Raw genomic sequence first — 16589 nt, forward strand, 5'->3', positions numbered from 1 at the left:
CGGGTGGTTCCTGGGCGCGGATCGGCCGCCGATGATAGGGGCAGTCGCCCGGCGGCGCTCTGAACGGCGGGTGTCCTTCAGGGCGGCGTCGGCGGCGTCCAGGCGGCCGCGGTCGGTGCGAAGGGGCGCGGGTGCACGTCGAGCAGCCGTTCGAGTTCCGCGTTGTCGGCGACGAGGTCCTCATCGAGCCGGCCGAGCGGCCCGCGCAGGCGCGGCAGCAGCCGCGCCCCGGCGCGCAGCAGCACGGCCGGCAACGGCAGCGGCACGGTGGCGAAGGGCAGGCTGGCGCGCACCCGCGCGAACATCTGCACCGCGCTCAGCTGCTCGCCGCCGCCGATGGCGAGCACCTGGCCGTCCAGCTGCGGACGGGCGAGCGCGGCGAGCACCGCCAGGGCGATGTCGTCGGCATGCACCGGCTGGCGCAGCCCGCGTCCGGCCGGCAGGGGAAACACCCGCAGGCGGCGGGCGCGGCGCACGATCGGCGTCAGGCTGCGGTCCAGGCCGGCGCCGTAGATCAGCGTGGGACGCAGCACGACGTGGCTCGCCTGCGCCGCCCGGCAGGCCCGGGCCAGGCGCGCCTCGCCCGCCTGCAGGGCGGCGGCGATCGCCCGTTCGGCGGCCACCGGCGAGCACTGCTTGCTCTGCGCGCTCATCGAACTCAAGGCCACCACCCGCGCCCCGCGCGGCCGCACCGTGTCCAGCCATTGCGCGAACGGCCCCAGCGGCCCCAGGCTGACGATGCCGGCGGGCGCCACCGGCAGCGCCGGCACCGCGTCGGGCAGTGCGCCCTCGAGCCACGACACGCCGGCGTGCGCCGGCCGTGGCCGACGGCTCACCGCCAGCACCGGCACCCCGGCGGCGCGCAGGCGTGGCAGCAGGAAGCGCCCGATCGCGCCGCTCGCGCCGAAGACCAGCACCGGTGCCGGGTACGATGGCCCGGGACTCATGACGAATGCCTGCCGACGCGCAGGACTCGGGCAGCGCCGCTCGGCGCCGTCATGTCACGGCCGCTGACCTGGCCCGGGCCGCAGGGCGTGACATGCCGGGCCGGCGCCTGACGATCTCGACATCGCATCGGTCACCCCGCATCGGCCGGCCGCGTTCAGGGCCCCAGGCGGGCGATGAGGGCTTGCAGCCGAGCCGGGTCGGGCGTGGCCTGGCGGGCCTTGGCCAGGGATTGCGTCGCGCCGCGGCGGTCGCCGCCGGCGAGCTGGCGTTCGGCCAGGCTGAGCCAGGCGTTGCCGAGGCGCTGCTCGACATCGGCGTCGAGGGCGGTGGTGGGCAGCTCGGCGATGTCCTCCAGCAGCTCGCCGGCGCGGGCGAGATCGCCGCGGGCGAGGGCGGTGTCGTAGGCGTCGAGCGCGCGGCGGGGAAGGTCCTCGAGTCCGCGCCGGGCGGCGGCGTTGTTGCCGTCGAGGGCGAGCGCGCTGCGATAGAGATCGTAGGCGCTGTCGCCCGGCGGCAGCACGATGCGCCCCTGCGCGAGAGCCTGGTCGGCACGCGCGAGCAGTTCGGCGATGCGGGCGTCGCGGGCCGGGTCGGCGGGTGGCGAGACGGCGGCGGTCGCCGTGGACGCGGCTGCGGGCAGGTTGGCCGGTGGCGCGGCGGGTGCGGGCGACACGGGCGGTGCGGCAGGCGCGGGTGCCGCCGGCGCGCTGGGCGGGCCGGACGGCGCCGGTGCCGCGGCGGGCGTGGCCGCGGTGGCGGTCTGCAGCCGGTCCCGGGCGGCGGCGAGTTCCGGCGCGTCCGGGGCGAGCGTGGCCGCCCGCTCCAGCAGGGCGCCGGCCTGGGCGCGATCACCGGCGTCCAGCGCGGCCTCGGCCTGCACGATCCACGCCTGGGCGACCTGGGCGAGGCCCGCACGCGCCGGGGCATTGGCCGGGTCGATCGCCAGCGCGCGGCGGAACCAGGCCAGTGCGCCGTCGTCGCCGTCGATGCGGCCGGCCTGCAGGGCCGCCAGGCCGTTCTGCACGGCGTGCTGGGCATCGCCGTCGGCGGCCGGCGATGCCGGGGCCAGGGCGGCGCGCAGGGCGGGCAGTTCGGCATGGCCGGGCAGCAACGCGGCGAGGCGATCGAGATCCGTGGCGGCGGTGGCGGTGTCGCCGGCCGCGAGCGCGGCGCGGGCCTGGGCGGCCAGCGTGGCGCCGACCTGGTCCAGCCCGTGGCGGGCGACGGCATTGCCGGGGTCGGCCTCGAGCACGCGCTGGTACAGCGGTCCGGCGCCGTCCGGGCCGTCCAGCCGGCCGGCGGCGAACGCCGCGGCGGCCTGGTCCAGCCAGGCATCGACGGGGCGCGTCGCCGCGCGGGCCTTGACCAGCAGCCCTTCCAGCCGCTCGACGTCGCTGCCGCCGCCCAACAGTTCGCGGGCCACGGCAAGGTGCTGCGCCGCCTCGTCCAACCGGCCGGCGCGGTAGGCCGTGTCGGCGCGGGCGAGTTCGGCCAGGCCGACCGCACGCAGGCCGCGGCGGGCGCGCTCGTCGTCCGGCTGCTGGGCGAGCACCGACTGGAACAGTGCGCGGGCGCCGTCGACACCCTCCAGCCGACCGGCGGCGAGCGCGGCTTCGGCACGGTCCAGCGCGGCGTTCAGGCCGGTGTTCGGCACCAGGCTGCGCAGCCGGTCCTGGTAGAGCCAGAGCAGCAGCATGGCGATCAGCAGGCCGAGCAGCAGCCAGGGCCAGCGCCGGCGCCGCGGCGGGGGCGGCGGTGCCTCCGGCGGGCGTGGCGGCGGCAGCGGTCGATCCAGCTGATCGAGGTCGCCCAGTCGCGGCTCGATGCGTTCGGACGGGCCGGGATGGGAATCGCGACGTTCGCTCATGGCGGCCTTGGAAAGGGCGGGTTTTTCAGGGAGACGCCGAGGCGGCGCAGGCCAGCTTAGCATCGCGGCGAAGGCCGCCCGCGGCGGCCGTTCAGCCGGCGCCGACCCGACGCACCTCGATCACGTTGGGCAGCGCGGCAAGCCGGGCGAGCAGGCCCGAGAGCTGTTCGAAGTCGCGCACGCGCACGGTGAAGCGCATGGTCACCAGGCCGGTGCGCGGCGCCACCCGGCTGGTCAACGCGACGATCGGCATGTTGGCGTTGCTGATCGCGCCGGTGACGTCCTTCTGCAGGTCCTTGCGGTCGTAGGCCTCGAGCAGGATGTCGGTCTCGTAGGTCTGCGGCGCGCCTTCGCCCCAGCTCACCGCGATCACCCGTTCGGGCTCGCGCCGGGCCAGCCGGGCCAGGCTCGGGCAGTCGGCGCGGTGCACCGACACGCCGCGGCCCTTGGTGACGTAGCCGCGCACCGCATCGCCCGGCAGCGGCTGGCAGCAGCGGGCCAGCGAGGTGAGCAGGTTGCCCACGCCCTCGATGCGCAGCGCGTCGTGGTCGGGTGCTTCGCTGCGCCGTGGCGGCGATACCGGCGTGCCGGGCGCGGCCGGCGGCGCCACATGCGCGGCTTCCTGCACGGCGCGGGCGAGCTGGCCGCCGCTCACCTCGCCGAGCGCGAGCGCCATCAGCAGCTCGTCGAAGGTCTTGAGGTGGAAATGCGCCGCCAGCGCGGCCTGGTCCGGAGCCGGCAGGGCCAGGCGCTTCAGTTCGCGCTCGAAGATCGCCCGGCCGGCGGCCAGGTTGGCGTCGTGGGCGAGCCGGCGGAACCACAGGCGCACCTTTTCCCGCGCCCGCGCGGTGTGCAGGTAGCCGTGGTGCGGCGAGAGCCAGTCGCGGCTGGGCTCGGCCTGCTTGGCGGTGATGATTTCCACGCGGTCGCCGCTGCGCGGCTGGAAGCTGAGCGGCACGATGCGCCCGTTGACCTTGGCGCCGCGGCAGCGATGACCGACCTCGGTGTGCACGTGGTAGGCGAAGTCGAGCACGGTGGCGCCGTGCGGCAGGTCGATCACCTCACCCTTGGGCGTGAGCAGGTAGACGCGGTCCTCGACCAGCTCGGTCTTGAGGTCGGCGGCAAGCTCGCCCTCGTCGCCGCGCGATTCCAGCAGCCGGCGCATCCAGGCGATCTTGGCCTCGAACTCGGCGTCGGCGCCGCCGCCTTCCTTGTAGCGCCAGTGCGCGGCGACGCCGAGCTCGTTGTCGCGGTGCATGGCGTGGGTGCGGATCTGCACCTCCAGCGTCTTGCCGTGCGGACCGATCACCGCGGTGTGCAGCGAGCGGTAGCCGTTGCCCTTGGGCCGGGCGATGTAGTCGTCGAACTCGCCGGGCAGATGCGGCCACAGCGTGTGCACCACGCCGAGCGCGGCGTAGCAGTCGGCCACCGAGTCGACCAGCACGCGCACCGCGCGGATGTCGTACAGCGCGGTGAAATCCATGTCCTTGCGCTGCATCTTTTTCCAGATGGAATAGATGTGCTTGGGCCGCCCGGCGAGCTCGGCGCGGATGCCGGCCTCGGTGAGCGCGCGGCCGAGCGTGTCCAGGGTCTCGCGAATGAAGGCCTCGCGGTCGGCGCGGCGCTCGTCGAGCAGGGCGGCGATGCGCCGGTAGACGTCCGGTTCCAGGTAACGGAAGGCGAGGTCTTCCAGTTCCCACTTGAGCTGCCAGATGCCGAGCCGGTTGGCGAGCGGGGCGTGGATGTCGCGGGTGAGCGCGGCCAGTTCGCGCCGCTCGGCCTCCGGCAGCGCGGCGGCGGCGCGCATCCGCGCCAGTTGCCGGGCGAGCAGCACGAACACCACGCGCAGGTCGCGGATGATCGCCAGCAGCAGCCGGCGCAGCCCCTCCGAGCCGCTGCCCGGCGCCCGCTGCGCATGCAGCGTCCAGACTTTTTCGGCGGCGAGCTGCCCCTCCACCAGCCGGCGCAGGCCTTCCGGCAGACCGGCGGCGCGGGCCTGCCAGGCGTCCGGGTCGATCCGGGCGAGCGCGTACCAGGGCGCCGCGGCCTGCGTCTGCACGTCGCAGCCCAGCTGCTCGAGCAGGCTCAGGGTGTCGGCGAGCACCGCCTGCTCGGCCGCCGGCAGCCGCTCACAGGCACTCAGCGCCTCGGCGAGCCAGGCCGGCGGATCCGCCTGGCGGGCACGCCAGGCGTCGAGACTGGACGGGGCGGCGGTCTGCACCATGGGCTCATTCTAGGGGCGTGGCCGGGCTGGCGCGGCGATGCGCGCATGCGACAATCGCTTTGACCGGTCATGCGGAAGTGCTGCCATGAACAAAATCCTCTGCTTGCTCGTCTGTGCGTGGCTGCCGGCCTCGGCGGGCCTCGCGCAGCAGGCCGATCCGTTGCGCCAGCGCATGGGCGAGGCACAGTTCCACGCCGCCGGGCTGGACCGGCTTTCGCCTGCCGAGCTGGCGACCCTGGAACGCTGGCTGGCCGCGCATGGCGGCGAGCTCGTCGACGTGGTGCCGGTCTCGCAGTTGCCGAGCGCCCGGGCCGCCGCGCAGGCCGCCGAGCGCCCGGCCGCACCCGCCGCCGCCAGGCAGGACACGATCAGCAGCCGCATCGCCGGACGATTCACCGGCTGGCATGCGGGCGACGTGCTGACCCTGGCCAACGGCCAGCGCTGGCGGGTGGTCGACGACAGCAGCCTGGTCACCGGCCGGCCGCTCGAGGCGCCGGCGGTCACCGTCAAGCACGGCCCGTTCGGCGGCTGGCTGCTCAAGGTCGAGGGCTACAACACCAGCGCGCGGGTGGCGCCGGCGGACTGACCACGCCGCGGCGCGGTCGTCGCCGGTCCGCGGCCCTTCCGCACCGCTGCGCGGCGGTTCTTCACGCCAGCGCCGGCGCCGGGGCCGTCGCCCGGCGCCGTTGCCGCACCGCCGCGGCCAGACGGTCGAGCACCTCGACCGTGGTATCCCAGCCGATGCAGCCGTCGGTGATGCTCTGCCCGTAGACGAGCGGCACGCCCGGGCGCAGCGTCTGCCGGCCGGCGACGAGGTGGCTTTCCACCATCATGCCGATGATGCGCCGTTCGCCGGCGGCGAGCTGCGCGGCCACCGCCTCGACCACCGAGGGCTGGTTTTCCGGCAGTTTGCGGCTGTTGGCATGGCTGGCGTCGATCATCAGCCGCGGCGGCAGACCCGAGTCCTCGAGCAGCGCGCAGGCCTGCGCCACGCTGGCGGCGTCGTAGTTGGGCTGCGGGCCGCCGCGCAGGATCACGTGGCAATCGGTGTTGCCGGTGGTGGCGGCGATGGCGATGCGGCCCTGCTTGCTCGCCGCCATGAAGTGATGCGGCTGGGCCGCGGCCATCACGGCCTCCGCGGCGATGCGCACGTTGCCGTCGGTGCCGTTCTTGAAGCCGATCGGACAGGACAGCCCCGAGGCGAGCTCGCGATGCACCTGGCTCTCGGTCGTGCGCGCACCGATCGCGCCCCAGGCGATGAGGTCGGCGATGTACTGCGGGGTGACCATGTCCAGGAACTCGGTGCCGGCCGGCAGACCCAGCGCGTTGACCTCCAGCAGCAGGCGACGGGCCAGGGCCAGCCCCTTGTCGATGCGGAAGCTGCCGTCGAGGTCCGGATCGTTGATGAGCCCCTTCCAGCCCACCGTGGTGCGCGGTTTCTCGAAATACACCCGCATCACGATCTCGAGCTCGCCGGCCAGGCGGCTGCGCTCGGCGGCGAGGCGTTCGGCGTAGTCCAGCGCGGCGTCCGGATCGTGGATCGAGCAGGGGCCGATGACCACCACCAGGCGGTCGTCCTGGCCGGCGAGGATGCGGTGCACCGCCTGCCGGCCGGCGCCGACGGTGGCCGCGGCGCGGGCGGTGGCGGGCAGTTGCTCGATGAGCGCGGCCGGCGTGATGAGTTCGTGCAGCGCCTGGATGCGCAGGTCGTCGTTGGGGGTGGACATTCGGCAAGACTCCTTGAAGGGGTTTTGGGATCCCGGCGGCCCCAAGAAAAAAGCCGCCAGGGCTGGCGGCTTTTTTCTTGAGGTTGCGTTCGACCGGGGGGGTTTTCTTAAGGTCGCGCGCGGGCCTCCGCCGCCGATGTCGGATGGCGGTAAAACCAAAAGTAGGCGCGGGCGGCGGAGGTCATGGGCAACATTGGTAACAGCACCGGCGCGATCATGCAAGGATTTTTTCATTCGGCCTCGAAGGCGCCGCGCAGCCAGCGCATGCGGGCGGCGGCGCCGTCGAAGCTCACCACGTCGAAGCGGCAGGCGCGCCAGGCGTGTTCGGGATGCGCGGCCAGCCACAGCCGTGCGGTGCGGATCAGCCGCGCCTGTTTGGCCGGCGTCACCGAGGCGGCGGCATCGCCATGCGCGGCGCCGGCGCGCTGGCGCACCTCGACGAACACTACGCTGTCGCCGTCGCGGGCGATGAGGTCGATCTCCCCGTAGCGGCTGGTGTAGTTGCGTGCGAGCAGTACCAGCCCGGCGCGCTCCAGCGCCGTCCAGGCCTGCTGTTCGAAACGGGTGCCGGTGGCGCGCAAGGGGGTGGTCAGGGCGGGACGGGGGCGGACGCGGCTGCCGCCGGGGCGGGTGGCGCGGCGGCCGGCACGTCCAGTTCCAGGCTGCCGCTCAGCGGACGCGCCAGGCCGTCGCTGAAGCGGGCCCAGATCAGCACGCGGCGCACGCGGCCGAATGGGTCGGCGGTGAGCTGGCCGCTCGCGCCGGGCAGATAGCTGCCCGGATGGGCGCGCAGCCAGTCCAGGTAGGGCGCCAGTTTCCAGGCATCCATGCCGAAGGCGAACAGCCGCGCGGACGTGCCGCGCGCGCTCGGCAGCAGGGCGGCCATGCGGGCGTGTTCGGGCAGGCCCGGCTGGGCGTCGAACAGCCAGGGGGCGTCGCAGAACTCGACGTCGTTGAGATCGGCGTCGGCGCCCGGATCGTCGACGCCGGTCCAGATGTGCGAGGTGCCCACCACCGGCAGCGTCACCCGCGCCAGCCGCAGCTGCGGCAACAGCAGGCGCGCCTCCTGCGGGCGCATGCTGATGAAGATGCCGGCGTCGGTGGCGGCGCCGTCCAGGTGCAGCGAGCCGATCGCGGCGGCGTAGTTGACCCCGGCCGGCAGCGTGACGGTGCCGGCCAGATGCCCGCCCCGCGCCTCGAACTCGGCGCCGAAGGCGTGCGCGGCGCGTTGCGCGAAATCGGCGGCGGCGACGATCGTGTAGGCCGTATGCACGCCGCGCTCGGCCAGATGGTCGGCCGCCTGCGCGCCCTCGGTTTCCGGCAGCAGGCCGAATTCGCTCGCGCCGTTGGCCGGCAGGCCGCGATCGTCGGGATGGTTGAGCGCGAGCAGCGGTACCGGCAGGGGCTGCCCGAACAGCGCCGACACCTCGCCGCGCACCAGCGGCCCGATCACCAGGCGGGCGCCATCGGCCACCGCCTGCCGGTAGGCCTTGAGCGCGCCGGCGGCATCGCCGCCGCTGTCGTACACGCGGACCTCGCCGCGCGGCACGTGGTTGCGGGCATCGTCGGCGTAGGCGGCAAAGAAACCCTCGCGGATCGCCTGCGCCGGCTCGGCGAAGGGACCGGACGCCGGCAGCAGCAGGGCGATCCTGGCCGGCATCTGGAAACCCTCGCGCACGTTGGCGCCGGCACCGGGCAACAGCGTGCCGACCGGCGCGCCCAGGGTCGCCTGGGCATGGCCGACCGGCTCGCCCAGCGCGGCGAGCGCCTCGTTCACCCACGGCAGCATGGGGTCGTCGGGCGGCATCGCCGCGGCGCGCTGGCGCAGCGCCGGTGCGCCGAGCCGGCTCAGCAGCGCGATCGCCTGCTTGCGGTTCTGGGTCTGGTCGATGCCCTTGAGCTCGGCGTCGAGCGCCACCCGCGTCTGCGCGGCCGCCCAGTCGTCGTGGGTGGCTTCCTGCGCCCGCGCGCGCAGTTCGAGCAGCCGCGGCCGCAGTGCCGCAGGCAGGTTCAGGCCGGGCTGGGTGGTGAGCTTGAGCGCGGTGGCCGGATCGTTCCGTGCCAGCGCGGCCTCGGCGCGCAGCAGCACGTAGCGGGCGCGTTCGTCGTCGGTCAGGCGCTCGCCATGGATCTGCTCGAGCAGCGGGGCGGCGCGTGCGATCGCGCCTTCCTCGCGATAACTCTCCGCCGCCTGCAGCAGGTAGTGGTCCGGCACGGCGCTGCCGGCGGCCAGCGCTTGGTAGGCCTGCGCCGCCTCGTCGAACCGGCCTTGGCGGGCGAGCTCGGCGGCGCGCGCGGCTTCGGCGGTTTCGGCCGGCGAGCGCACGGCGGGGCCCGGCGCGCAGCCGGCGAACCCCAGGGCGAGCAGCAGGCCGAGTCCGGCCAGACGGAACGTGCGCATCGAACGGTCCTTGCAAAGGTGTGGCTTGAAGGCGCGGGTCGGCCTGGAAAAGGCCGCACCGATCGCCGGCGGCTTGCCGTGCCGGCTCCCGCCGCGCTGGGCCGTGCTCGCTCTTGCGGCGCGCCTTTGGGCGATCATAAGCAGATTGTTCCGGCGCGTCATGCCGCCGGTTCGCCACCTCGAGGACGCTTCCCATGCCCACCGCACCCGGTTGCCTGTGGGTGGTCGCCACGCCGATCGGCCATCTCGACGACATCTCCGCCCGTGCGCTCGCCACGTTACGCGCGGTGGACCTGATCGCCGCCGAGGACACCCGTCACAGCGGCGCGCTGCTGCGTCATTTCGGCATCGATACCCCGCTCACCGCGCTGCACGAGCACAACGAGCGCGCCGCGGTGGACGCGCTGGTACGGCGGCTGGTCGCCGGCGCCTCGGTGGCGCTGGTCAGCGATGCCGGCACGCCGCTGGTGAGCGATCCGGGCTTCCGTCTGGTGCGGGCGGCCCGCGCGGCCGGCGTGCGGGTGAGCCCGGTGCCCGGCCCGTGCGCGGCGATCGCCGCGCTGTCGGTGGCGGGTCTGCCCAGCGACCGGTTCGTGTTCGAGGGTTTCCTGCCGGCCAAGGCGGCGGCGCGGCGGGTACGGTTGCGCGAACTGGCCGGCGAGCCGCGCACGCTGATCTTCTACGAATCCTGCCATCGCCTGAGCGAGAGTCTGGACGATGCCGCCGGCATCCTCGGCACGGACCGCGAGGCGGTGCTCGCGCGCGAACTCACCAAGCGTTTCGAGACCGTGCTCGCCGCGCCGCTCGCCGAGCTCGCCCTGCGGGTGAAGACCGATGCCGACCAGCAGCGCGGCGAGTGCGTGCTGCTGGTCGCCGGCCACGCCGACACGGCCGAGGCCGAACTGGCGGAGGGGCGGCGCGTGTTCGCCCTGCTGCGCGAAGAGCTGCCCCCCGCGCAGGCGGCGCGCCTGGCCGCGGCGATCACCGGCGCGCCGCGGCGGCGGCTCTATGGCGCCGAGCCGGCGGACTAGAAGTCGTAGCTCACGCTCAGGCGCGCATAGCGCGGGGATTGATAGGCCGCCGCGGTCCCATACAGCGGATTGGGCGTGGTGCCGCTTCGTACCGAGTAGGGGTAGATGGCAGTCTCCCGCTGCTCGTTCAGCACATTGAACACGTTGGCGCTGAAGCCCAGGCGGCCGGCGGCGAAGTCGGGACGGTAAGTGACCCCGAGATCGAGCTGGCGGATCCAGGGCAGGCGGCCATGGCTGCCGGGCGGCGAGGGCTGGCCGTTGCACCAGTGATAGCTGTTGCCGTAACCGGCCGGGTCGGTGGCCTGCGGGCCATAGGCGCCCAGGCACTGGCGGGGTGCTCCGGAGATCACGCTGAGATTGGCCGAGGCGAGCCATTCGGGACTGAACTGGTAATACCCGTAGAACTTGAGCTGGTGCTTGCGGTCGTTGTTCTGCACGCCGTTGGCGTTTTCCATGATGTAGCTGTTGTCCCAGTCCTGCGTGGTCGAGGTGGCGGTCTGTCCGGTCGCGCGGCCCGAGGCATACAGATCCGAACGCAGCTGGCCTTCGGTGTTGCCGTAGTTGCGCGAGAAGACGTAGGTCAGCTTGCCGTACCAGGTGCCGTCGAAGGGATGCTCCAGGAAGGTTTCCAGTCCGTAGTAGCGTCGCTTGAGATGCGGGAAGCCGAATTCGGCGTTGTTCAGCCGCACCTCGCGGTACTGGCCGGAAGTGTCGATCAGGGTGAAGGTATTGGCCTTGCCCGGATTGATCAGCCAGCAGCTGACCGGGTTGCTGGCCGGCTTGCCGTCGGCGCCGGTCTCGAAGGTGACGTCGTAGCCGAGCGAGGCGGCCTTGGCCTGCACACGGTCGCCGTCGGGCAGATAGCAGTAGTCGTCGATGGCGTTGCGCAGGATCCGTTGGGTCGCCTTCGCGCCGTATACCCAGGCACTGCCCAGCGTCTTGGTGAAGCCGAGAATGAATTCGTCCTGGTATTCGGACTTGAGCCCCTTGCTGGTCACCGTTTTCGGATCAGGCAGCTGGCCGAAAGTGTTGTTGGCTGCCACGGGCGGTGAAAAGGCGACCAGCCCTGCCGGGGTGCCGTCCGGATTGATGGCGGCATAGGTGAAGTACTGCTGGGTATCAAGCTGGCCGCCGGCCGCATTCAGGGCCGGATTGAGCGGCAGCGCGAGGTAATAGCGTCCGGCATTGCCGTAGACCTTGAAGGTGGCGTCGCCATCGACATCCCAGGCGAAGCCCAGACGCGGCGCCCATTGCGGCTTGCGCTGCCGCACGAAGGCGTCGCCGGCACTGTTGTAATTGGTGAACTGGTCGTTGCGCAGGCCGAGCGACAGCAGCAGCCGCTCGGTGGCCTGCCATTTGTCCTCGACATATTGCGCGCGTTGGGCCGAGCGCACCGTGGCCAGGCTCGAGGCGACGTTGCGGATCACGTAGTAACCGCTCGCGCCGTTCGGGTAGTAGCCCGGCGCATCGACGCCGAGTCCCGTGGAGATGGGCACGAAGGGCGTTTCGGTATAACCGTAGTCCCACGAATAACCGGGCCCGGAGGTGGCCGAGCCCTGATCGATCGCCTTGGCGTTCTGGTTGTCGATGCCCAGCGTGATGGTGTGGTCGCCCAGCTGGTAACTGATGTCCAGCCGGTAGTTGTTGGTCTTGTTGCCGCGGTTGGGCGAGGTCAGGCTGTCGATGGCCTGGGCGTTGCCGATCGGGGTGCCGCCATTGAGCGCCGGGTTCTGGTATTTGATGTCGGTGACATAGGTGAGGTTAGGGTCATAGCCGACCGGCTGGCTGTAGTCGTTGGTCTTCATCTTGCCGTACATGGCCGAGACCGTGAGGTTGTCGGTGAGGTAGCCGGTGTATTTGAGCGTATACAAATCGCCGCCGGTCTTGGTGCGGTTGTCATACCCCTTGAAGCCCAGCCGTCGCCGCAGCGAATAGTCGTAGTCGTAGATCGAGCCGTTGGTTTCGTGCTTGTCCGAGGCGCCGGTGATTTCGAGGATATTGCTGTCGGTGATGTTCCAGTCCAGCTTGGCGTACCAGCGCGGATCCTTGTAGCGGTAATCCACGTACGGTTTGTTGGAGTTGTAATTGATGGTCGGATTGACCACGTGTCCTTCCTGGCGCTGGAATTCGCCGGCCACGAAGAAGAACAGTTTGTCCTTGATCAGCGGGCCGCCGGCATAGGCGCTCGCGGTGGTGGTCCACTGGCGATCCTCGCTGTCCGGGGCGTACAGGTACGGGTCGCCCGGCACCGGTGAGGCCGGCAGTCCGTTGCGGAAATAGCGGTTGCGCGCGTTGGCGCGGGCGAAGGCCGGTTCCCAGAGGAGCTGCGCGCCGAAGTGCCAGTCATTGGTGCCGCGCTTGCCGATGATGTTGATGACGCCGCCGTCGGAGCGGCCGTACATCGCGCTGTAGCCGCCGGTATAGACCTCCTCCTGCTCGATCGCGCCGTAAGGCAGCGACAGGCCGCCCAGGCCCCTCAGCGGATCGGTGGTGGAAAAACCGTTGATGTAATAGGCGTTCTCGCTGGCAGCCGAGCCGCTGAAGCTGACCAGCGAATGCCCGGTCGCGCTGGTGAAGCTGCCGCCGTTGTTGATCACCCCGGGGGCGAGCAGGGCGATGGCCTCGGCACTGCGTCCGAGCGGCAGTCTGGCCAGCTGCTCGCTGGTGATGACGGTACGCGAGTCGACGCTGGTCACGTCCACCGACGTCAGCGAGCTGGCATTGACGTCGACGCCCGCAAGCGTGCGTGCGGCCGGCGCGGCGAAGGACACTTCGACGCCGGCGCCGACCCGCACGTTCACCGCGTCGCGGGTTTCCACCGCCACGCCCTTGCGCTTTAGGACGACGGTGTAGTTGCCGACCGGCAGTTGGCTGACGGCGTAGCGGCCACGCGCATCGAGCGGGATCTCGCGAGTAAGCCCTGTGGCGCTGCGGATCAGCACGCTGTCGCCGCGGCTGGGCTCGACCGTACCGAAGATGCTGCCGGTGGTGGCCTGCGCGTGCGCGGGCTGCTGGACGCAGGTGCAGCCGATCGCGATCGCCAAGAGTTTCCGTCCGGCATTGTGGCGGATGCTCATCTTGCGTTTCCCCTTCATTGTGAGTGGCTGATGGCCGGCGCCGCATCCGCCGCGTACGTCGAGTCCCCTTGAGCTTCGACGAGGCGATTTGCCGCGATGCGCAAAACCGCATGCCGCGCCGCATGGGCGCTGCGCATGCGACGCACCGCCAGTTTGCTGCTACGCAGCATGCAAGGCCGGTTATATAACAAAGGCCGTCTGGATGTATAGAGGGCCGAATGCGGGCCATGTCGGATTTGCGCGACATCGCCAGCGGGCGCCTTGCGGCGTTCCGGCAGTGGACGGCCGCGGGCAGGCCCGTGAGGCGCCGGCTATCATGGGCGGTTCCGCCCTGCCGTCGTCGCCCTGAAGGTCCGCATGTTTTTCCGCAATCTGACCCTGTTCCGTTTCTCGCCCGCGGTCGCCGCCGGACTGGATGGCCTGGAGGAGGCGCTGGCGGCGCATCGCCTGCGCCCCTGCGGGCCATTGGAGCTCGCCACGGGCGGGTTCGTGCCGCCGGTCGGGCGTGGCGAGGCGGCCGCGCTGGTGCATGCGGTGAACGACTGCCACGGCTTCTGCGTCGGCAGCGAGGAAAAGATCCTGCCCGCCGCGGTGGTCAACGACGAACTCGCCCGCCGGCTGGAACAGATCGCCGAGGAGGACGGCCGCCGGGTCGGCGGCCGCGAGCGCAAGCGGCTCAAGGAGGCGGTCTACGCCGAGCTGCTGCCGCGCGCGTTCGTACGCGGCTCGCGCCTGTCGGGCTATCTGGATCGCCGGCAGGGCTGGCTGGTGCTCGATACTGCCAGCCGCAAGGCGGCCGAGAACGCGCTCACCCGGCTGCGCGAGGCGCTGGGCAGCTTTCCGGCGCTGCCACCCGCGCCCGAGGAGAGCCCGCGCGCGCTGATGACCGAATGGTTGGGCAGCGGCAACCTGCCCGGCGAGCTCGCGCTCGGCGATGAATGCGAGCTGCGCGACCCGGCCGGCGCCACCGGCGCGGTGGTCAAATGCCGGCGCCAGGCGCTGGATGCCGATGAGGTGAAGGAGCACCTGCGCAACGGCAAGCAGGTGTTCCAGCTCGGGCTGGTGTTCGACGAGCGGATGAGTTTCGTGCTCGGCGAGGATCTCGTCGTGCGCAAGCTCAAATTCCTCGACGCGGTCACCGAGGAGCTGCCCGACAGTCCCGAGGATGCCGCCGCCGAGGCGGACGCCGCCTTTGCGCTGCTCACCCTGGAGCTCGAGCGCCTGTTCGCGCGCATGGAGGCCTGGTTCGGGCTGGCGCGGCCGGCCGAAAGTTGACCGTACGGGCGCGTATCGCGCTGCCGGGCTTGCGCTGCCGGCCATGCCGCCGCACATTGCCGACAGGCTGACCCTTCGGCAGCGGGTGGCACATGGCGCAGCATCTGGAAGGCGACTGGCTGGAACTCACCACCGTGCGCGGCGGCAGCATCCGCGTGCTGAAATCGCCGCATCCGCGCGCGCGCCGGCTGCGCCTGACGGTGACGCCCAAGGGCGCCCGCGTCAGCTATCCGCAGGGCACCCATCCGGCCCAGATCAGCGCCTTCCTGCGCAGCCAGGCCGAATGGCTGGAGCGCAAGCTCGCCGAGCTCGACCTGCTCGCGCGGCCGCTGCCGCCGTTGCGGGTCGGCGTGCCGATCCGCTTTCCCTGGCGCGGCGGCACGGCACGCCTGGACTGGGCCGAGGGCCCCTTCCCGCGCGTGCTGCCGGCGGCGGAAGGCTTCACCGTGGTGATCCCGCGTCCGCACACGCGGGCGCTGCCGATGGCGCGCGGGCTGCTCGCCTCCCATCTGGAGGCGCAGATGCGCCGCGACGTCTCGCGCTGGATGGCCGCCTATGTGCCGCAGCTCGGCCGTGCGCCGACCGCGTTGCGCATCCGCCCGCTGAAGAGCCTGTGGGGCAGCCTGGACACGCGCGACCGCGTCAACCTCGATCTCGCCCTCGTGCTCGCGCCGCCCTCGGCGCTGCGCTACGTGCTGGTCCATGAGCTGTGCCACCTCAAGGTGCGCAGTCACGCGCCGCGTTTCTGGGCGGAGGTGGCGAAGCTTTTTCCCGACTGGCGCGAGCAGCGCGCCTGGCTGCGCGTCAACGGCGCGATGCTGAAGGCCGAGCTGGACCGCCTGGTCGCCGAGGTCGATTGAAGCCTTCCGCGGACGCCGCTCCGCGGGCAGGTCCAGCGATGGGCCCCGGGCGGCCTTTTGCGTGGGCCGAAGGTCGCGCGCCGATGGCGAGGCCGATGAGCCGGCGGCTTGGGTCCGTGCGGAGCGACGCGGCTGGCCGGCTGCCGGACGTGCGGTCGTGCAGGCCGGGGGCCGCACGGCAGGATTAGTGCGACAGCGCGAAGCCGGTGAGGATGCGCGCGACGTCGGCCGGCTTTTCCAGGATCGGCATGTGGTTGCAGCCGTACAGCACCGCGCTGTCGATCGATGCGGCGTGGCTGAGCCCCGCGCGCAGGCTGTCGAGCGCGGAGACGTCCATCACCTTGTCGTCGCGACACCACAGGCCCAGTACCGGCATGGTCAGCCGGTCCAGCCGCTGCTGCACCGCCAGGTATTGTTCGGGTCGGCGCAGCGCATCGAAGGTGCGCTCGATGAAGGCGCGGGCGGCGCGGTTGCGTGCGATGAACACGTCCTCGATGCGCCCTGGCATCGACGGCGGCCTGGCGAAGGTCAGCGCGAGCACGCGCTCGAAGCCGGCGCGGTCGTCGTAGACGAACGGATTGCGCCCGGCCAGCGATTCGCGCGCGAAGTCGTTCTCGCGCATCTTGAGGCCGAAGGCGTCGATCAACGCGAGCCCCGCCACGTGCTCGGGATGCTCGGCGGCGTACACGCCGGCGATGCCGCCGCCCATCGAATGGCCGACCAGCACGAAGCGGCCGAGCCTGAGCGCCTGCACGAAGTCTTGCAGGCGCGCGGCCTGCGCGTCGAGGTCGTAGTTGGCGCCCTCGATGCGCGAGGACTCGCCCCAGCCCGGCAGGTCGGGAATCACCAAGTGGAAATGCCCGCCGAGTTCCCTGGCCAGCGGCAGCCACACGCTGCGGTCGGCGCCGAAGCCGTGCAGCAGCACCAGCGTCGGCCCCTGGCCGCCTTCGTAGTAGACCCAGCGCGTGTCGCCGGCCTGCACGCTGTGGCTTTCCAGGTGCGCGGCCATCGCCTGCCGCGCGTTGTCGGCGCGCAGCAGCCACTGCGGCGCGAAGAGGTAACCGCCGCCGAACAGCAGCGCGAGCACGGCGATCACGACGAGCAGGAACTTCAGCCGGCGCAGCAGCAGGCGTTGCCAGAGCGGGCGGTCGATGTCGGTCATGGCGTCGTTTCGATGGT

Annotated in this window: 12 protein-coding genes; 4 read left to right on the plus strand and 8 right to left on the minus strand. The window is 72.1% G+C overall.

Annotation, left to right across the window (positions count from 1 at the left end; genetic code table 11):
• Window positions 1–77 precede the first annotated feature (77 nt).
• The 3 genes from ALSL_RS01360 to ALSL_RS01370 form a co-directional block, all read right to left on the minus strand.
• A complete protein-coding gene (locus ALSL_RS01360) occupies window positions 78–947 on the minus strand; it encodes an SDR family oxidoreductase (protein ID WP_126535939.1) in 870 nt (289 codons plus the stop codon).
• 155 nt (window positions 948–1102) lie between these two features.
• On the minus strand, window positions 1103–2815 hold the full coding sequence (locus ALSL_RS01365) for a hypothetical protein (RefSeq protein WP_126535941.1): 1713 nt from the start codon (window positions 2813–2815) through the stop codon (window positions 1103–1105).
• Between the two features lie 91 nt (window positions 2816–2906).
• Complete coding sequence (locus ALSL_RS01370; protein WP_126535943.1) at window positions 2907–5039, minus strand: bifunctional (p)ppGpp synthetase/guanosine-3',5'-bis(diphosphate) 3'-pyrophosphohydrolase; 2133 nt, start codon at window positions 5037–5039, stop codon at window positions 2907–2909.
• A gap of 85 nt (window positions 5040–5124) precedes the next feature.
• Between ALSL_RS01370 and ALSL_RS01375 the strand changes: the two genes are divergently transcribed.
• A complete protein-coding gene (locus tag ALSL_RS01375) occupies window positions 5125–5625 on the plus strand; it encodes a hypothetical protein (RefSeq protein ID WP_126535945.1) in 501 nt (166 codons plus the stop codon).
• 61 nt (window positions 5626–5686) lie between these two features.
• Here the strand turns inward: ALSL_RS01375 and ALSL_RS01380 are convergent, their stop codons facing one another.
• The 3 genes from ALSL_RS01380 to ALSL_RS01390 form a co-directional block, all read right to left on the minus strand.
• Entirely contained in the window at window positions 5687–6766 is a 1080-nt protein-coding gene (locus tag ALSL_RS01380) for a 3-deoxy-7-phosphoheptulonate synthase (RefSeq protein ID WP_126535947.1), read from the minus strand.
• Between the two features lie 230 nt (window positions 6767–6996).
• Window positions 6997–7347, minus strand: a complete 351-nt coding sequence (locus ALSL_RS01385; protein WP_126535949.1) for a YraN family protein — start codon at window positions 7345–7347, stop codon at window positions 6997–6999.
• An 8-nt stretch (window positions 7348–7355) separates the two neighbouring features.
• Window positions 7356–9167 (minus strand): penicillin-binding protein activator, encoded by a 1812-nt coding sequence (locus tag ALSL_RS01390; protein ID WP_126535951.1) that lies wholly within the window; start codon window positions 9165–9167, stop codon window positions 7356–7358.
• 194 nt (window positions 9168–9361) lie between these two features.
• On the opposite strand from ALSL_RS01390, the gene rsmI reads away from it, so the two are divergent.
• Entirely contained in the window at window positions 9362–10198 is an 837-nt protein-coding gene (gene rsmI, locus ALSL_RS01395; RefSeq protein WP_126535953.1) for a 16S rRNA (cytidine(1402)-2'-O)-methyltransferase, read from the plus strand.
• On the opposite strand, the gene ALSL_RS01400 is transcribed toward rsmI, so the two are convergent.
• Window positions 10195–13275, minus strand: coding sequence for a TonB-dependent receptor (locus ALSL_RS01400; protein WP_126535955.1), 3081 nt, complete (start codon window positions 13273–13275; stop codon window positions 10195–10197). The genes rsmI and ALSL_RS01400 overlap by 4 nt on opposite strands.
• A 357-nt stretch (window positions 13276–13632) precedes the next feature.
• On the opposite strand from ALSL_RS01400, the gene ALSL_RS01405 reads away from it, so the two are divergent.
• Both ALSL_RS01405 and ALSL_RS01410 read left to right on the plus strand, forming a co-directional pair.
• Window positions 13633–14550, plus strand: a complete 918-nt coding sequence (locus ALSL_RS01405; RefSeq protein WP_126535957.1) for a recombination-associated protein RdgC — start codon at window positions 13633–13635, stop codon at window positions 14548–14550.
• A 92-nt stretch (window positions 14551–14642) separates the two neighbouring features.
• Window positions 14643–15410: a M48 family metallopeptidase gene (locus tag ALSL_RS01410; protein ID WP_126535959.1), complete on the plus strand. Its 768-nt coding sequence runs from the start codon at window positions 14643–14645 to the stop codon at window positions 15408–15410.
• A 184-nt stretch (window positions 15411–15594) separates the two neighbouring features.
• Here ALSL_RS01410 and ALSL_RS01415 read toward each other — a convergent pair whose 3' ends face one another.
• Window positions 15595–16572, minus strand: coding sequence for an alpha/beta fold hydrolase (locus tag ALSL_RS01415; protein WP_231700260.1), 978 nt, complete (start codon window positions 16570–16572; stop codon window positions 15595–15597).
• Window positions 16573–16589: the final 17 nt, after the last annotated feature.

The organism is Aerosticca soli (genome assembly GCF_003967035.1).
GTDB lineage: Bacteria > Pseudomonadota > Gammaproteobacteria > Xanthomonadales > Rhodanobacteraceae > Aerosticca > Aerosticca soli.